Raw genomic sequence first — 16299 nt, 5'->3', positions numbered from 1 at the left:
GCCCGAAGGGTTATGTACGGCCTTGATACTGATCGATGCTGTGACGAAGCGATACCCCGACGGCACGACAGCGGTGGATCGGCTGACGCTCGAAATCCCGGACGGCTCGATAACCGTGCTGGTCGGACCCTCGGGCTGCGGCAAGACGACCACGCTCCGGATGATCAACCGGATGATCGAGCCCACCGAGGGCCGGATCACCCTCGACGGCGCGGACATCCGCGACCGCCCGGTGAACGCCCTGCGGCGCTCGATGGGCTACGTCATCCAGCACGCCGGCCTGTTCCCGCACCGGACCATCGTGGAGAACATCGCCACCGTGCCCCGGCTCCTGGGCTGGGACCGGCGGCAGGCCCGGATCCGCGCCATGGAGCTGATGGAGCGCGTCGGCCTGGACACCGCCCTCGCCAAGCGCTACCCCTACCAGCTCTCCGGCGGTCAGCAGCAGCGCGTCGGCGTCGCCCGCGCCCTCGCGGCCGACCCGCCGGTGATGCTGATGGACGAGCCCTTCTCGGCCGTCGACCCGATCGTGCGCAAGGGCCTCCAGGAGGAACTGCTGCGGATCCAGTCCGAGTTGGGCAAGACCATCGTCTTCGTCACGCACGACATCGACGAGGCGATCACCATCGGCGACATGGTCGCGGTGCTGCGCGAGGGCGGCCGGCTCGCCCAGTACGCCCCGCCGGCCAAGCTGCTGGCCGCGCCCGCCGACGACTTCATCGAGGACTTCCTCGGTCTGGACCGGGGCATCCGCAGCCTCTCCTTCTTCACCGCGGCCGGCCTGGAGCTCACCGCCACGCCGATCATCGCGGAGGACAGCGACGCCGGGCAGATCGCCGCCCGGACCCTGAAGCAGACCCCATACCTGTTGGTCACCGATGTCGAGGGGCGCCCGCTGGGCTGGGCCCACGGCAAGGAGCGGGCGGCGGGCCGCACCGAGCTGGTGCCCTTCGGGCACAGCTTCCGGGCCGGCCGCGACTCGCTGCGCGCCGCCCTCGACTCGGCGGTGCTCTCACCCACCGGCTGGGCCGTCGCGGTCGACGAGAGCGGCCGTGCGGTCGGGGTGGTCGCACAGGAGACCATCGCCACAGCCATCCGCGCCGCCCACGCCGAGCGGACCGCGGCCCACCCGTTCGCGGACGAGGACGTGGCCGTCTGATGGGCTTCTTCACGATGCCCAGCGACCTGCAGCACAGCTACCTGGGCCTGATCGCCTGGCATCTCCAACTGGCGCTGATCCCGGTACTGGTGGGCCTGCTGATCGCGGTCCCGGTGGGTTGGCTCTGCGTGCGGTTCCGCTGGCTCTACGCCCCGATGCTCGGCGTCACCACCGTCTTCTACGCCATTCCCTCGCTGGCGTTCTTCGTGGTCCTGATCGACTGGACCGGGCAGAGCGACACCACGGTGATGATCCCGCTCACCGTCTACACCCTGGTCGTGCTGATCCCGGCGATCATCGACGGGGTGCGCTCGGTGCCCGAGGAGACCCACGCCGCCGCGACCGCCATGGGCTTCGGCTCGGCGCGCCGGTTCCTCCAGGTGGACCTGCCGATCGCGGTGCCCGCGATCGTCGCCGGGCTGCGGGTCGCCACGGTCTCCAGCATCAGCCTGGTCAGCGTCGGGGCGCTGATCGGCGACCAGGGCGCGCTGGGCAACCTGCTGGAGGACGCCAACCTGTACCACCGGCCGATCCTGGCCTGGAGCTCCGTGATCACCACCGCCGTCCTGGCGATCCTCATCGACGGCCTGCTGGTGCTCCTGCGCCGGCTTCTCACCCCCTGGGCGGCGCGGTGAACCTGTTCCACTACCTCGACATCTTCTACAGCAGCGGCGCCAACTGGAGCGGGGCCAACGGCATTCCGCAGCGGCTCTGGGAGCACGTCCAGTACACGCTGCTGGCGCTGGCCGTCGCCACCGCGATCGGGCTGCCGATCGGCCTGGTCACCGGGCACACCGGACGCGGCGGCAACGCCCTCGCGTTCGTCGCCACCGCCGCCCGGGCGCTGCCCAGCTTCGGCCTGCTGGTGCTGCTCACCCTGCTGATGGGGCTCGGCCTCACCCCGGTCATGGTGCCGCTGGTGGCACTGGCCGTCCCGCCGATCCTGGTCACCAGCTACGAGGCGGTGCGTTCGGTGGACCGCTCGCTGGTGGACGCCGCCCGGGGCATGGGCATGGGCCCGGCCCGGGTGCTGTTCCAGGTCGAGCTCCCGGTGGCGCTCCCGCTGATCCTCAGCGGGATGCGCTCGGCGGCCGTGCAGATCGTCTCGACCGCGACCATCGCCGCCTATGTGGCCTTCGGCGGCCTCGGCCGCTACATCGTCGACGGGCTCTACCAGGAGAACTACGCCAAGGTGGTCGGCGGGGCGACGCTGGTGGCCGGCCTCGCGCTGCTGACGCTCGGCCTGTTCTGGCTGGCGGCACGGGTGTTCGTGTCCCCGGGGGTCAGGCGCAGCGCCCGCTGACCCCCGGTCCGCCGGGGCGGGAGGAGCAGGGCGGGGCCGTGCTCAGCGCTCCGCGCGGGCGAGGGCGAGTTCCAGGACGACCAGCAGCGCGTCCCGGACCGAGCCCCGCTCGCGCGCGTCGAACAGCACCAGCGGCACCGACTCGCTGACGTCCAGCGCCCAGCGCACCTCGTCCAGGTCGTGGCTGAGGCTGCCGTCGAAGACATTGACCCCGATCGCGAACGGCAGGTTGCGGTTCTCGAAGAAGTCCACCGCCGCGAAGCAGTCGTCCAGCCGGCGGGTGTCGACGATGACCAGGCCGCCGAGCGCGCCCTCGACCAGGTCGTCCCACATGAAGCCGAAGCGGTCCTGGCCCGGGGTGCCGAAGAGGTAGAGCTTCAGCGTCGGGTCCAGCGTGATGCAGCCGAAGTCCATGGCCACCGTGGTGGTGGTCTTGTGCGGGGTGTGGGTGAGGTCGTCGACCCCGGCCGCGACCTCGGTGATGCTGGCCTCGGTGGTGAGCGGCTCGATCTCCGAGATGGACGCCACGGTGGTGGTCTTGCCGACGCCGAATCCGCCCGCGATCACCATCTTGACCGGCAGCGGCGGGCGGAGCTGCGGGGCGGCGTGGCGACCGGAACTCCCTTGGGGCAAAGCATGGTTTGGGTTGGTGGCAGCGGCGGCGCTAGGCGGGGCGGTTGCCACGCGGGAGCCCTCGGGAGTCGGGGACGGCGCGGAGACCATCGATAACCCTTCGCAGTACGGATACATCCTGGGCAGTGCTGGCCTGCGGTATGTAGACGGCCAACTGGTGTGCGCTGTGCAGGTCTCCGGCGATCACCCGCACCACGTTCAGGTGGAGGTGCAGCCGGGCCGCGAGTTCGGCCAGTGAGAGCGGCACCCGGCAGGCGGCGACGATGGCCTGGCGCTCGAAGGTCAGGCCGCTGAGCGCGGCGAGCCCTTCGGCGGTGGTGACGAGCTGGGTCTCGAGTGGGAGCGGGGGCACGGCACTGCTGCCGGCGCTGCCCCCGGCGACCCGGCCGGCGGTGAGCAGGAACGGGCGCAGCGCGAGGCTGCTCCGCCCGGCGGGCTGGGCCTCGCCGTCGTCGAAGCCGGCGGCGGGAGCAGCCGCGGTTCGGTCCGGTTCCGGACGCACGGCAGCCCCGGGCTCCGCCACAGGCCGGTGACCGGGGTCGAACGGGACGTCGTCACGCGCTCCGGCCCCGCGGACGGCGGGGTCGACCCGTTCGGCCGCGGCGGGCGCGGGCGTGCTGTCGTCCGCCATGACATAGGGGCGCAGTGGGCGGATAAGGCCCTGATGCGGGGAGCCCTGCGCGCCCTCGGCGGGTGGTGCGCTGGCCACGATGCCCGTCCTCTCATCTCTTGCCCCCCGTAACTGATGACCTGATCCGCCGGACCGCCGACTCAGCGAGTGGCCGGTGCGCCGACGCCGTTCTTGAGTTCGATGATCAGCTGCGGGCTGAGCGCCGCCCCCGCGCGGTTGGCGAAGAGGGTCATCTCATAGGCGATGTTCCCCAGCTTCGCCTCCTTGGAGGCGACCACGCCGAGCACCGAGCCGTGGCCGATCGCGGAGACCAGCAGGTGGCCGCCCTCCAGATCGATGATGACCTTGTTGAGGCCGCCCAGGCCGTAGTTGCCGGAGGCGCCTGCCGCGAGGCTGGTGATCCCCGAGACGATCGCCGCCAGGCGCTCCGAGTCCGCCGGGTCGCGGAGCCGGGAGACGGCGATCAGCAGCCCGTCGGAGGAGACGGCGATGGCGTCGACGACCCCCGCGGTCTCCGTGGCGAAGCGGTTGAGCAGCCAGGTGAAGTCGGCTGCGGCGCTGCGCAGGTCGGCGGGCTCGGTGGGGGTGTGTTCAGTGGGCGAGGTCATGAGCCCGTTCCTTCCGGACGTTCTGGTGTGCCTAGATCGTTGCGGGTGCTGTCCAGCTCGGCGCGCCGGATGGCGGCCTCGAACTCCTCCATGGAGTCGCGTACGGCCTCGGCATCGACTTCCCTGGGGGGCGAGACGAACGGTACGCCCGACAGCTGTAGGGCATCAGGACGGCCTTCGAGGGTGGCGCCGCGGACCCGTCGGCGCAGTCCGCCGCCGCCGGGTTCGGCCGCCGGCCGGGCGGTGTCGCCGATCTCGACGGTCTCGGCGGCGGCCTGGCTGTGCACCGGCTCGTCGATCGGACGCCGGATCTCGCGGCGCGGCAGCGCGCCGCCCGGTGCGGGGGCGGTGACCGGCGCCGGTGCGGGACCGGTCCGTTCCACCGCGACGGCAGCCGCAGGAGCGGGCTGTGGCTGTGGCTGTGGCTGTGGCCTGGTCGGCAGCGCTGGGGCCGGGGACGGGGCCGGGACCGCGGCCTGGACCAGCGCGGTCGGCACCGGGGCGGGCGACTGCTCCGGCGACGGCACCGCGGTCAGGTCCGACAGCAGTGCCGAGGGCACGGTCACCAGGCTGGTCACGCCGCCGCCGGGGGTCCGGGCCAGGGTGACCGTGATGCCCCAGCGCCGGGCCAGGGTGCCGACCACGAACAGGCCGAGCACCTTGGTCGGCACCAGGTCGAGCCGCTCACGCCGGACCAGCCGGGCGTTCTCCTCGGCCAGCCGGTCGGAGCCCATGCCCAGGCCGTGGTCGACGATCTCGATGGCGGCCTGGCCGCCCGGCGCGCTGCGGACCGTCACCTCGACGTCGCTGTGCGCGGGGGAGAAGGAGACGGCGTTCTCCAGCAGTTCGGCGAGCATCAGCACCAGGTCGCCCAGGGCGTCCGGGGAGACCGCCGCGTCCGCCTCCGACAGCAGCGAGACCCGCTGGAAGCCCTCGATCTGACCGAGGGCCGCGCGCACCGCGTGGGTGACCGGGGCCGGACGGCCGTCGAGCTCGGTCTCGCGGATGCCGGCCAGCAGCATCAGGCTGTCGGCGTTGCGCTGCATCCGGACCGCGATGTGGTCGATCCGGTAGAGCCGCTCCAGCAGCTCCGGATCGGTCTCGCTGCGCTCGGCCGCGTCGATCAGCGAGAGCTGACGGTTGGTCAGGTTGCTGACCCGGCGGCCGACGTTGCCGAACATCTCGGCGATGTTGCGGCGGCTGGTGATCTGCCGCTCCAGCAGGCCGGCCGCGGTGATCTGGACCTGGTTGAAGGCCACGGCCAGTTCGCCGAGTTCGTCCTGGGCGAGCACCGGCACCGCCTCCAGCTGCGGCGGCGTCTCGTCCTCGCCGTCCTCGTCGGCGACCCGGGCCAGCTCCTGCCCGGAGACCTCGGCGACCTTGCGGGCGGCGGCGGTGAGCCGCTGCACCGGGCGGACGACCGAGTGCCGGATCAGCACCGACAGGGTCACCCAGGTGGCGAAGATCAGCACGGCCAGCACCAGCAGCAGGATCGCCTGCCAGCCGGCGTCGGCGGCGTCCGAGTCGGCGCTCGCGGTGATCTGCTGCGCCAGCGTGGACACGGTGTGCTGGCGGATGGTGGCCTCGTGCGCGGTCACCTCGCTCGCCGCGAGTGCCGCCTTGACGCCGGCCTTCTCGTTGTCGTCGCTGGCCAGCGACTGCGGCTCGCTCTGCAGCATGGAGAACTCGGCGGTCAGCTGGGTCTGCGCGGAGTTGTAGTCGATCGCGGCGAAGGCGGAGGTCTGCGCGCTGTCGGCCAGCTCGCCGAAGCGCTGCTCCTGGTACTCGTACTGGCTGTAGGCGCCGACCGCGGTGTTGTACTCCAGCAGCGCGCTGGCGTCGTCCGTCTGCGCGGACAGCAGGCTGGTCTCGAAGGCGGCGTGGGCGCTGTCGGCCCGCAGCAGCGCGTCCAGCCGCTGCGAGAGGGCGATGTCGCCGTCCTTGTCGCTGGCCAGGCCGAGCGCGTCGACCAGGGCGCCGGAGGCGTCGCTGTAGGCCGAGTCGATGACGGCGGCGGGGAGCTCGCCGGCGGCGATCCGGGAGCGGACGTTGCGCAGCGCGGAGACCTGCTGGAGGGCCGCCACCTCGGCGGCGGGGATGGTCGAGCCGAAGGCCTGGACCACCTTGACGGCCTGGGCGTCGGTCGCCTGCTGGGCCAGCACGTAGGGGGTGCTGTCGGGGACGAAGCCGGTCGGGTTGGTGGACTGGGCGTCGTAGTTGGTCCAGAGCAGGATGGCCTGCTGCTGCTCCGCCATCACGTCGTCGCCGAGCAGCGCCACCTGGCTGCTGCTGTGCATCAGCTCGGCCTGGGTGCCCGAGGTCTCGGCAAGTCCGATCTCCTGGACGATGATCACCCCGAAGAGCAGCGAGATCACCACGACCGGGACCAGGACGAGGGTGTTCAGCTTCCGCCGGAAGGGGACCCGGTCGAAGCTGCGTCCCACTCGCCTTCGCAGGCCGGGGGAGGCGGGGACGCCGGATGGCTCCGGGGGCGCGTCCTGGGGGGACATGCAAGGCTCCTCGATCGGCTCCGCACCTGCGCGATTGACGATGTATCAGTCACAGAGGGGTCGTTCGGATGTCTGCCCGGCGAACGTGTGACCGTGCGGAGACTACCGGGTCGGGGTTCCAGATGTCAGAGAAGGCCCTGTGAACATTGTGATACGAAGTCATCAAGAGTCTTCCGGAACCTCCTGTAACCCCCCAGTATCTCTGAGGTACGGGAGTTGACCGCCTGTTGCAGACAGATGTCCGGTCCGTACGCGAGGCACGACCTCTGCACCGCCCCTTTCACCGAACATGCGGAATGGAACAGTGACTACAACCGGTATCAGCGGCCGATCCACGCGTATTGCCGCCCTCCTCATCGCCTCTGCCGTCGCCGTCTCGCTGTCGGCCTGCTCCTCCTCGTCGAAGAGCACGGCGGCCAGCAACCCGCTGGCGCCGACGCCGGCGGCGGCGGGCGGCGGCTCGATCGTGATCGGATCCAACAACTTCTCGGAGAGCACCCTGCTCGCCGACATCTACGGCGAAGCGCTGAAGGCCAAGGGCATCAAGGTCACTTACAAGCCCAACATCGGCAGCCGCGAGGTGAGTTACGGGCTGCTCAAGAGCGGCGCCGTGCAGCTGATGCCCGAGTACAACGGGGCCCTGCTCGCCTACCTCGACCCGAAGGCCACGCCGACCAGCGCCGCCGACACCGACACCCAGCTCAGCGCCAAGCTCGATTCGAGCCTGGAGATCCTCAACCCGGCCGCCGCCGAGGACAAGGACTCGCTGACGGTCAACGCGGCCACCGCGGCCAAGTACCACCTGACCAGCAGCTCCACCATCGCCGACCTCGTCCCCGACATGGGTCAGCTGACCATCGGCGCCTCGCCGGAGTTCCAGACCCGCGAGGAGGGCCTGGAGGGGCTGAAGTCGGTCTACGGGCTGACCTTCAAGTCCTTCAAGGCGCTGGACGCCGGCGGCTCGCTCACCGAGGGCGCCCTGAAGAGCAACGACATCCAGGTCGGCGACATCTTCACCACCGACACCACGATCAGTGCCCAGGGCTGGATCACGCTGCAGGACCCGAAGGACCTCTTCGGCTTCCAGAACGTGATCCCGGTCGGCCAGAAGTCGGCGCTGACGCCGACCGTCACGGCCGCGCTGAACGCCGTCTCGGCCCAGCTGACCACGCCCATCCTGCTGAAGCTGGACACCCAGGTCGGCAGCTCCGACCCGATGACGGTCGCGGACACCTGGCTGAAGTCGGTCGGTCTGACCTCCTGATCCTGATCTCCTGATCCGCCGATCCGCGGGCCACCGGCCCGCGAACGGCCGAGGCCGCCCGTCGCTGTGCTGCGACGGGCGGCCTCTCCGCATTCCCGGGCGGCCCGGTCGGGCGGATCAGTCCAGGTCGTCGCAGCGGCCGAGGGCGTCGGGCTGCTGCTCCTCGACCCGCCGCAGCATCCGGCCCAGGTGCCCGGCGAGCAGCGCGCGCTCCTCGGGGCCGGCGTCCTGCAGCAGGGCCTCCTCGAACACGGCCGCCATCCGCATCGACTCCAGCCACTTCTCCCGGCCGAGCCGGGTCAGCTCGATGATCACGCGCACCCGGTTGTTCTCGTCACGGGTACGGGTGACCAGGTCCGCGGCCGCCATCCGGTCGATCCGGTGGGTCATCGCCGCCGGGGTCAGTCCCAGCCGCTTGGCCAGCTCGCCGGGGCCCAGCCGGTACGGGTCGCCGGCCACGATCAGCGCCTTCAGCACCTCCCAGTCGGCCGAGCCGATGCCCAGGTCCGCCAGCTGCCGCCCGTAGGCGACGGACATCCGCCGGGCGAGCCGGGACATGGTGCTCACGATCGTCTCGACCTGCGGGTCCACCAGGGGGAACTCGCGCTGATAGGCCGCTACCTGCTCGCTGATGTCCAGTTCGGACACTGCTGCGGGAGGCTCCTGCGCTGACTCGGTCATGCGTCCAGTGTATAGCCTTGCTCTGTTAAGACTTTAGTAGTGTAGTCTTTCCTGAGAAAGTGAGAGGCTGGGGAACCGGCGGAGCAACAGAGAGTGGAAGGCGGTGCAGCATGACCCGCACGATGCGGCAGCAGAAGCAGGCAGGGCGGAACGGGACGACCGGGCGCAACGCGACGGCGGCGGCCACGCTGCGCCGTGTCCAGGTCGGCAACGCGCTCAGCGCGTTCGGCAGCGGTTTCACCGTCCCCTACATGTTCGTCTACGTGGACGAGGTGCGCGGGCTCGGCTCGATGACCGCCTGGCTGATGTTCACCGTGTTCGCCCTGGCCGCCCTGGTCGTCCTGCCCTTCAGCGGGCGCGGGATCGACCGCTACGGGCCCCGCCCGGTGCTGATCGCCGGGGCGGTCGTCTCGGCCCTCGGCGCCTTCGCCTTCGGTCACGCCACCGGCACCCCGCACATCCTGGCCTCGGCCTTCCTGTTCGGCGCCGGGGTCACCACGGTGCAGCCCGCGCTGGCCACGATGATCGTCCGCTGCTCCACCCCGGCCACCCGCTCGCACGCCTTCGCCATGCAGTTCACCCTGGTCAACCTGGGGATGGGGGTCGGCGCGATGATCGGCGGGCAGATCGTGGACGTCCACCACCCGTCGAGTCTGACGCTGCTGTTCACCATCGAGGCGCTGATGTTCCTGGTGCTCGGGGCGGTCACCGGCGGCGTGCGGATCCCGGCCGCCCCGGCGCTGCCGGCCGTGTCCACGGCCGCCGTCGACGGCGCGGAGCGGCGCGCACCGCGCTCCGACCTGCGGACGCTGCTCGGCGACAAGGCGATGATCAGTGTCTGCGTGCTCGCCGCGCTGATCTTCTTCACCTGCTACGGCCAGTTCGAGTCGGGCGTCGCCGCCTACGGGACCAGCGTCGTCGGGATCTCCCCGGCCATGCTCGGCTTCGCGCTGGGCGCCAACACCCTGGCCATCGTGCTGCTGCAGATGATCGTCGTGCGGATCACCGCACGCCGCCGCCGCAGCACCGCGATCGCCGCCACCGGCGCGGTCTGGCTCGCGGCCTGGGCCGCCGCCGGGGTCGCCGGGCTGATCCGCAGCGACGCGATGTTCGCGACCGTGGCGATGATCTCGGTCTACGTGCTCTTCGGGGTCGGCGAGGCACTGCTCGCGCCCACCCTCGGGCCGATCGTCGCCGACCTCGCCCCGAGCCGGCTGCTGGGCAGCTACAACGCGGCCTTCGCGCTGGTGAAGCAACTCGCGGTGGCGATGGGCCCGGCGGCCGGGGTGCTGCTGGTCGGAGCCGGCCTGTCCGGTCCCTACCTGCTGGTGATGGTCGGCTGCACGGTGCTGATCATGGTGCTGGCGCTGCGGCTGCGCCGTCGGCTGACCCCGCTCCAGGACAACGCCGTGCGCTCGGAGCACATCCTGGAGGGCACGGGCGGCGCGGTGCCGACCGAGGGCGCGCGGCTGGTGCCGGAGCTCCAGCACGCGGGCTGAACCGGGCAGACCCCCTCCGGCGGGCGGTCGTCGGGCACGCGAGTGCCGGGCGACCGCCCGCTGTGATGCCGGTGAACACCCGGCATCGGAGCGGTGAACAAGGGTCGCCCGGTCACGAGGGGTCTACACGGCTGTAGTACTTTCTGACTGCCCAGACTCTGCATTCCTTACAGCCGAAGGCCCTTCGATGTCCGTCCTCACGTATCCAGAAGCGATCGGCGTCGGCCTCATGCAGGGCGTCACTGAGCTCTTCCCGGTCTCCAGCCTCGGCCACAGCATCCTGGTGCCCGCCCTGATCGGCGGCTCCTGGAAGCGGGACCTCAATGTCTCCGCGGCCGGCTCGCCCTACCTGAGCGTGCTGATCGGGCTGCACCTGGCCACCGCGCTCGCCCTGGTCGTCTACTTCTGGCGGGACTGGGTCAGGGTCATCGGCGGTTTCATCAGCTCCGTCCGCCACCGCCGCATAGAGACGGTGAACGAGAAGCTCGCCTGGCTGCTGATCGTGGCGACCGTGCCGGTCGGCGTCGTCGGCCTGGCGCTGAACAAGTTCTTCCAGGACGCCCTCGGCACGCCGATCGTGGCCGCGGTCTTCCTCACCCTCAACGGCCTGGTCCTCTATGTCGCCGAGCGGCTGAAGCGGGGCGGCAGCGGCCGGCGGCGGGCCGGCGACGCCGGGATCGAGGAGCACGGCCCGGACGGCGAAGCGCTGCACCCGGACGAGGTCTCCGACCGCCGGATCACCGCCAAGCTGACCTGGAAGCAGGCCCTGGTGGTCGGCGGCGCGCAGATCCTGGCGCTGCTGCCCGGCATCAGCCGCTCCGGCGTCACCATGAGCACCGGCATCTTCAAGGGCCTGCGCCACGAGGACTCCGCCCGTTTCGCCTTCCTGCTGGCCACCCCGGTGATCGGGGCGGCCGCGCTGCTCAAGGTGCCCTCGCTGCTCGGCTCGGCCGGGGACGGCATCCGCGGCCAGGTGCTGGCCGGCTCGGTCGCCGCCTTCGTGGCCGGCTACGTCGCGGTGCGCTTCCTGACGAAGTACTTCGAGACCCGGACGCTCACCCCGTTCGCGATCTACTGCACCCTGGCCGGCCTCGGCAGCATCGCCTACCTCTCGCTGACCTGAACCGGCTCGCACCGGTGCGCCCCTGGCTCACCCGCACGGGTGATTGCCGCGCGGCGGCTGGACGGTCGGCCCCGCCCCGCCCGGCGGGCCTGCTCGAATGGGTCCGAGGGGCGGTCCTCGCCCCGACCCGGACGAGGGAGGGCCCGCCGTGACCGGCCGCGGACTGCTCGGGACGCTGGCGCTCGCCCTGGCCGGCTCGCTGGCGGCCTCGGCGCTGGCCGGCTGCACCACCGTGGCCGGCACCGGACGCCCCCGGCCCGGCTCCGGCCCGGCCGCGTCCCGCTCCTCCTCCTCGGACGGCAGCGCCGACGACGCGCACCGGGCGGGCGGGCCCGGCTACCTCGGCGTCGCCCGGCCGTTCCCGCCGCTGCCCACGGTCACCCCCGCGCCGGTGCCCGACAGCTACAACCCGGCGGCGGACGCCCCGGCGGCCGTCGCCTCGGCCCTCGCGGCGGCGAAGGCGGACGGCCGGCCGGTGCTGCTGGACTTCGGCTCCGCCTGGTGCGAGGACTGCCAGGCGCTGTCCGCGCTGCTGGAGAACGTCGGCGTGCACCAGGTGCTGTCCCGCAACTACCACCTGGTCACCGTGGACGTCGGGCACTTCGACCGGAACACCGACCTGGCCGGGCGCTACCTCCGGCTCAGCGCCGTCGGCATCCCGGCGCTGGTCGAACTCGGCCCGGACGGCCGGGTGCTCAACTCCGGCACCGGCGGCGTGTACGCCGACGCCCGCGACCTCAGCGCCGACGCCCTGGCCGGCACCCTGGTGAACTGGCTCTACACGACCGGGGGCTGACGGATTTCGGCCTCCCACGTGCACGGACCTCCCGCAGCGGGGCGCTCCGGGGCTAGCGTGGCCCTGTGGCGACGAGTGCGGAGACCGACACGGACAGCGGAACAGGTGCGGACACGTATCCGGGGCCGGTCGTGGGCCTCGGCATAGGGCGGCTGGACGAGATCGTGGTCGACTGCGCGGACCCCGCGCGGCTGGTGCGGTTCTGGGCGGCGCTGCTCGGCGGGAGCCCGGTGGACCGGGCCGGCGACTGGTCCTACGTGGACCCGCCGGGAGGACAGCCCCGACTCGCCTTCCAGGCCGTGCCGGAGGGAAAGCCGGGCCGGAAGAACCGGCTGCACCTGGACATCGACGTGGCCGACATCGCGCTGGTGCGCGCGGCCCTGCTCCGGATCGGGGCGGTGGCTGTGGGCGAGGTCCAGCGGGACGCGGAGGGCGCGTTCCAGGTGATGCTCGATCCGGAGGGGAACGAGTTCTGCCTGGTCCGCTGAGTCCGGACCGGACGAACCCGGACGCCTCGAATACGGACAAAGGCCGCAGACGGTGCGTCAAGTCCCAGCTGGCTCCCCGAACCACTTGGAATCAACCGCCTCTAGGATTAACGTTTGATAACGCAGCACGAAGTTCTGCTGTTCGACGAACGGCGTCGTGCGCTGTCGCCTAATCCTGCTGGCCGTCACTTCCCGTGACGGCCGGGAGCCGGGGAACCACGTATCTGGGGTGAATCGGCCGTTCGCGGCCGTAGGGGACCTTCCTCTCCGAACCCGTCAGCTAACCCGGTCGGCGTGAGGGAAGGAAAGGAGTACGCCGGCCGTGGCGTCGTACCAGTCCGCTTGGGCACCTGTACAGACCGAGGTGCCGCAGCGCCCCGCCGGGATCGCTTCCGGCACCGTCCTCGGACTCGCGGCCATGGCCGCCGTCGGCGCGACCGGGGCGATCGGCCTCGCGGCCCCCGCCAGAGCGGCGACCGTCAGCGACACGCTGACGCTGAGCAACAAGGGCACGGTGAGCGTGGCCGACCACAGCAACGACGCGCTGCCCGCCGGGGCCACCGCCGTCGGCAGCCGACTGCTCGACCCGGGCACGGCCCTGGCCGAGCGGATCCGGACCCAGTCCGCGCAGCAGCGCGCCGACGCGGACGACGCGGCCCGTCGTCAGGCCGCCGCCGCAGCGGCGGCGAAGGCCGAGGCCACGGCCAAGGCCGAGGCCGAGGAACGGGCGCAGGCAGCGGCCCGGGCCGAGGCCGCGGCGCAGGCGGAGGCGGAGAGCCGGGCGGCACAGCTGGCCGCGGAGCAGGCCGTCCAGCACGAGCAGGCGCTCCGGGCCGAGGCCCTGGCCCAGGAGAACGCCCAGGCGGCGGCCCGGGCAGCAGCGCAGGCGGAGGCCCGGGCGGCGGAGCAGGCGCGCGATGCCGAGGCGGAGCAGGCGCGGAGCGCCCAGGACCTCGGTGAGCTGGTCGTCCCGGTGCCGGGCGCGGTGCCCGGGGCCGGCTTCGGACAGTCCGGTTCCTACTGGTCGCACCTCCACACCGGTCTGGACCTCGCCGCCGCCACCGGCACCCCGGTCGTGGCCGTGGGCCGGGGCACGGTCACCTCGGCCGGCTGGGCCGGGGCCTACGGCTACCGGATCGTGGAGACCCTGCCCGACGGCACCGAGATCTGGTACTGCCAGCTCTCCTCGATCGGCGTCGGCGGCGGCGAGGTGACGGCCGGTCAGCCGATCGGCCGGGTCGGCGCGACCGGCAACGTCAGCGGCCCGCACCTGCACCTGGAGGTCCGCCCCGGCGGTGGCGAGCCGGTCGACCCGTCCGTCTGGCTGGCCGAGCACGGCCTCGGTATCTGACCCGGCCGCTGCTGCTCCCCGAAGGGCCCCGGCTCAGCGGGGAGCGACCCGGCGGTCCGCCACCGCCCAGGACGCCACGGCCACGCCGCTCGCGACGGTGAGCACCGACGGCCAGGCGCCGAGCTTCTTGGCCAGCGGGTGCGAGCCGGCGAACGCGGCGACATAGAGCCCCGCGAGTGCGGCCGTCGCGGCCGGACCGGCGGCCCGCTGCCACTGCACCGCCGCGACCGTCCCGGCGGCGAGCAGTGCCGCGCCGCCGAGCTCGCGCTTCTTCGTCGCCGGGCCAGGCCGAAGCCGCCGATCAGCCCGCTCGCGGCGACCAGGGACGAGGGAATGCGTGCCATCGTTGTTCGACCTCCGGGGACGGGTGGGGCGTGCGGGCTCCGGACCCGGTGGTCCGGATCCGCTCCCAGCACCCTAACCCGGCCGGCGGACGGTCAGTTGGTGCGGGTGTTGTGCAGGTGCAGGCCCATGTAGCCGATGTAGATCAGGCCCGTCCCCGAGCAGTCGTCGTGGTAGTGCAGCCGGGGAGCGGTACCGCCGCCGCCTATCCGGAGGTGGGCGCCCATGAAGACCTCGCCGGCCGGATTGACCTCGACCGGGACCGGCAGCTCCCGCTCGCTCTTCCACTTGCCGTGCGAGCGGACGGTGCGCGACTCGTCCCGGATCACCTTGCGCGGGGGGAAGGGGTGGCAGTCGGCCGGGGTGTTCTCGCACCAGCGCCGGAAGTCCCCGCCGGAGGCGCCGCGTACCGCCGCCGCCGCGTAGTCCTGGAGCGCGAGCAGCGCGTCCCAGGCCATCCGGACCCAGGTCGGATGGTCGGTCTGGAGGTCCAGGTCGCGGCCGAGCCGGGCGTCTCCGGTGAACCGGAGCAGCGGGAACTCGCCTTCGAGCCGGTCCAGCAGCTCGGCGAACGAGGCCGGGTCGTGCTGCTGGTCGCGCTCGAACCGGTCGTGCTCCGGCAGGTCCGAGTAGCCGGCCTCGGCCAGCCGTCCGCGCAGCGAGCGGACCTGGGTCCGGGCCGCGCGCAGCTCGCTGTACTGCTCGTCGTACTCGGCGGCCAGCTCCGACTCGCGCTCCTCGGCGGCGCGCAGCCAGCGCCGCACCTCCTGGATCTCGCCGGCCCGGGCCCGCTGTTCGAGCACCTCCTCCTCGTGCTCGTCCACCAGCAGCGATCCGGGCTGCACCCCGTCGATCTCGGCGCCGACGTCGCTCAGACCCCGGGCGCGCAGCGGCGGGAGCGCTTCCAGCGCCTCCGGCAGCGGGGTCTGCACCGCCAGCCGCCGGGGGAGCCAGGCCAGCAGCCCGGAGGCGCGGCGCAGGTCGGTCTCGAAGGTGTGCCGGGCCATCACCCGGTGCCGGGGCGCGTCCGGCTGCCAGGCCGGGTCGAGCCCGGGGAGGTAGGTGCGCACCGCGCCGCCGTAGACCCGGTGGTGCTCCAGGGCCCGGTTGAACTCCCGTTCGGCGCCCGGCGCGAGGGCGTAGAGGACGGCGGTGCCGGCGCAGCCCCGCAGCAGCGGGTCGACCGTCTCGGCGAGCCAGTCCTCGAAGTCGGTGTGGGAGGGGGTGCTGGCGACGACGATGGGCAGCCGCCGGTCGGGGTCGCAGAGCTCGTCCAGGACCTCGTCCAGCGCGCCGCGCTCGATCACCGTCGGCATGCCGTGCACCGCGGCCGAGCCCGCGTGCTCACCCTCGGTGGCGGCCAGGACGTCGAGCAGGCCGCGGGCGAGCGAGGGGACGGGGGCCTTGGCGGTGGGCACGCCACGGGCGGGCAGCAGCTCGGTGTCCAGCCGGACCCAGGTGCGCGCGCCGGTGGGGGTGGACACCGCGAGCGTGGTCTGCCAGATGCCCTGGGTGGTGAACTCGCGAAGTCGCCAGCGCGCGAGTGACTCCTTCGCGCCCCCGGCTCCGCGCACGCGCTCCTTCAGCGAGCAGTCGAGCACGGCCTGCGCCCCGACCCGGTGCCGTCCCTCTTCGCCGACCGGGCCGTCGTAGTGCTGTGCCTTCAGCCACTGTCTGACCTGCTCCTCGGCCAGCGACACCGTCTCTTTGTGGACGTGGCCGCTGGTCACAGCCATGCGATAGATGCCATCGGTCATCCGCGGGCCTCCTGACGCAATATCGGCGTCCCGCACGCGACGTGCGGATAAGAGGGACAACGCGGGAAGTGTCCCGGATGGTTCCGGTGCGATCCGGTGCCCGGCCGGGAGGTGCGGCCCGGCCGGGGCCCGAGGGTGCGGAGTGACGCGTGGG

General features: G+C 72.4%; 15 protein-coding genes, 1 pseudogene and 1 riboswitch. Of the genes and pseudogenes, 9 read left to right on the top strand and 7 right to left on the bottom strand.

Going from position 1 to position 16299, the window contains the following annotated elements; all coding sequences use genetic code 11:
• Positions 1–22: 22 nt before the first annotated feature.
• From BS75_RS19735 to BS75_RS19725, 3 genes are read left to right on the top strand one after another with little or no spacing between them, the layout of a single operon-like run.
• Positions 23–1159, top strand: a complete 1137-nt coding sequence (locus tag BS75_RS19735) for an ABC transporter ATP-binding protein (RefSeq protein WP_034089193.1) — start codon at positions 23–25, stop codon at positions 1157–1159.
• Positions 1156–1794, top strand: a complete 639-nt coding sequence (locus tag BS75_RS19730; RefSeq protein ID WP_034093385.1) for an ABC transporter permease — start codon at positions 1156–1158, stop codon at positions 1792–1794. The genes BS75_RS19735 and BS75_RS19730 overlap by 4 nt, the downstream gene beginning before the upstream one ends.
• Positions 1791–2462, top strand: a complete 672-nt coding sequence (locus tag BS75_RS19725; protein ID WP_034089192.1) for an ABC transporter permease — start codon at positions 1791–1793, stop codon at positions 2460–2462. Before BS75_RS19730 ends, BS75_RS19725 begins: the two co-directional genes overlap by 4 nt.
• 42 nt (positions 2463–2504) lie before the next feature.
• Here the strand turns inward: BS75_RS19725 and BS75_RS19720 are convergent, their stop codons facing one another.
• From BS75_RS19720 to BS75_RS51535, 4 genes are all read right to left on the bottom strand, one after another.
• Positions 2505–3032 carry a GTP-binding protein gene (locus tag BS75_RS19720; RefSeq protein ID WP_231608151.1) on the bottom strand — a complete coding sequence of 176 codons (528 nt, stop codon included), beginning with the start codon at positions 3030–3032 and terminating at the stop codon, positions 2505–2507.
• Positions 3033–3126: 94 nt separating this feature from the next.
• Entirely contained in the window at positions 3127–3597 is a 471-nt protein-coding gene (locus tag BS75_RS50400; protein WP_034093384.1) for a DUF742 domain-containing protein, read from the bottom strand.
• 269 nt (positions 3598–3866) lie between these two features.
• Positions 3867–4334, bottom strand: a complete 468-nt coding sequence (locus BS75_RS19710) for a roadblock/LC7 domain-containing protein (protein ID WP_034089190.1) — start codon at positions 4332–4334, stop codon at positions 3867–3869.
• Positions 4331–6844, bottom strand: a complete 2514-nt coding sequence (locus BS75_RS51535; protein ID WP_081982454.1) for an ATP-binding protein — start codon at positions 6842–6844, stop codon at positions 4331–4333. Before BS75_RS51535 ends, BS75_RS19710 begins: the two co-directional genes overlap by 4 nt.
• A 304-nt stretch (positions 6845–7148) precedes the next feature.
• Here BS75_RS51535 and BS75_RS19700 point away from each other — a divergent pair, with 304 nt between their 5' ends.
• Entirely contained in the window at positions 7149–8108 is a 960-nt protein-coding gene (locus BS75_RS19700) for an ABC transporter substrate-binding protein (protein WP_231607836.1), read from the top strand.
• A gap of 117 nt (positions 8109–8225) precedes the next feature.
• On the opposite strand, the gene BS75_RS19695 is transcribed toward BS75_RS19700, so the two are convergent.
• On the bottom strand, positions 8226–8789 hold the full coding sequence (locus BS75_RS19695; RefSeq protein WP_034089188.1) for a MarR family winged helix-turn-helix transcriptional regulator: 564 nt from the start codon (positions 8787–8789) through the stop codon (positions 8226–8228).
• Positions 8790–8911: 122 nt separating this feature from the next.
• Between BS75_RS19695 and BS75_RS19690 the strand changes: the two genes are divergently transcribed.
• The 5 genes from BS75_RS19690 (at position 8912) to BS75_RS19670 (ending at position 14046) form a co-directional block, all read left to right on the top strand.
• Positions 8912–10288 carry an MFS transporter gene (locus tag BS75_RS19690; protein ID WP_081983317.1) on the top strand — a complete coding sequence of 459 codons (1377 nt, stop codon included), beginning with the start codon at positions 8912–8914 and terminating at the stop codon, positions 10286–10288.
• 187 nt (positions 10289–10475) lie between these two features.
• On the top strand, positions 10476–11411 hold the full coding sequence (locus BS75_RS19685) for an undecaprenyl-diphosphate phosphatase (RefSeq protein WP_034089187.1): 936 nt from the start codon (positions 10476–10478) through the stop codon (positions 11409–11411).
• 148 nt (positions 11412–11559) lie between these two features.
• Complete coding sequence (locus BS75_RS46735; RefSeq protein ID WP_052069554.1) at positions 11560–12207, top strand: thioredoxin family protein; 648 nt, start codon at positions 11560–11562, stop codon at positions 12205–12207.
• Between the two features lie 65 nt (positions 12208–12272).
• Positions 12273–12695 carry a VOC family protein gene (locus BS75_RS19675; RefSeq protein WP_408022546.1) on the top strand — a complete coding sequence of 141 codons (423 nt, stop codon included), beginning with the start codon at positions 12273–12275 and terminating at the stop codon, positions 12693–12695.
• A 156-nt stretch (positions 12696–12851) separates the two neighbouring features.
• A riboswitch (cyclic di-AMP (ydaO/yuaA leader) is annotated at positions 12852–13005 on the top strand.
• Positions 13006–13017: 12 nt separating this feature from the next.
• Positions 13018–14046 carry a M23 family metallopeptidase gene (locus tag BS75_RS19670; protein ID WP_052069553.1) on the top strand — a complete coding sequence of 343 codons (1029 nt, stop codon included), beginning with the start codon at positions 13018–13020 and terminating at the stop codon, positions 14044–14046.
• Positions 14047–14079: 33 nt separating this feature from the next.
• On the opposite strand, the pseudogene BS75_RS43435 reads toward BS75_RS19670, so the two are convergent.
• Both BS75_RS43435 and BS75_RS19660 read right to left on the bottom strand, forming a co-directional pair.
• Positions 14080–14390: pseudogene (locus BS75_RS43435) on the bottom strand (hypothetical protein).
• Between the two features lie 93 nt (positions 14391–14483).
• Positions 14484–16124, bottom strand: a complete 1641-nt coding sequence (locus tag BS75_RS19660) for a coiled-coil domain-containing protein (RefSeq protein ID WP_034093378.1) — start codon at positions 16122–16124, stop codon at positions 14484–14486.
• Positions 16125–16299 lie beyond the last annotated feature (175 nt).

It is taken from the genome of Streptacidiphilus albus JL83 (genome assembly GCF_000744705.1).
GTDB classification, from domain to species: domain Bacteria; phylum Actinomycetota; class Actinomycetes; order Streptomycetales; family Streptomycetaceae; genus Streptacidiphilus; species Streptacidiphilus albus.
Note: the sequence above shows the minus strand (reverse complement) of the source record. Positions and strands in the feature narration are given on the sequence as shown.